This is a genomic window from Pseudomonas sp. P5_B3, assembly GCF_056400405.1.
Map to the genome: position 1 here is coordinate 1 of NZ_JBFULI010000132.1, position 763 is coordinate 763.

A 763-nucleotide genomic window follows, 5' to 3' on the forward strand; every position below is an offset into this window, starting at 1 on the left:
GGACATGACCCCGGCCGGACGTCCGTCATCGTCAGCCACCGGGCTGTAGTAGAGGTCCATCCAGACATCTTCCGGAACCCCGTCACGCAGCAGCACCATTTCTTTGTTGCGATAGGACAAGGTGCCGCCCGCCAGGCAGGCGTCGACCACGTGGCGATTGAATTCGGCGACTTCTGGCCAACCCAGCTCCACCGTAGACCCCAACAGGTACGGATGACGCCCGCCGGCAAACCTGGAGTAAGCGTCGTTATAGATCATGTACCCGGACTGGCCCCAGAGCATCACCATCGGCAGCGGGGACGCGAGCATCAACTGCACCGCACTGCTCAGGCTTTTGGACCATGAGTCGAGTGGGCCAAGTTCGGTCTGGCTCCAGTCGAACGCACGAATGCGCCCGGCCATTTCGCCGTTCCACCCGGAGCACCCGTGGCTATCCTCTAGAAACTGCATCGGCTGGCTCTATCCCGGTAAGTTGCACCCGTTTGTTTCGAGCATCCTGCGCGTTATTCGTTTCATAGAGGTATAGCTGATTCTCGCGGGCCTTTGCAGAATCCTTGTAGGAGCGAGCCTGCTCGCGATAGCGGTGCGTCAGACGACATCCAAGTCGACTGTACCGTCGTTATCGCGAGCAGGCTGAACTGGCCTAATGATTTTGGACACTTCAATCGGGCGCTATGATGGCGCCCAAATCTGAGGTGTTTTGGCTATGCGTAAATCTTATTCCAGTGAGTTCAAACTCAAGGCGGCGAGCATGGTGCTGGAC

General features: G+C 58.1%; 1 pseudogene. It reads right to left on the reverse strand.

The annotated features are described in order from the left end of the window. Positions 1-450, reverse strand: a pseudogene (locus AC1DRN_RS29935) (hybrid sensor histidine kinase/response regulator); the annotation flags it as partial. Between the last annotated feature and the right edge of the window lie 313 nt (positions 451-763).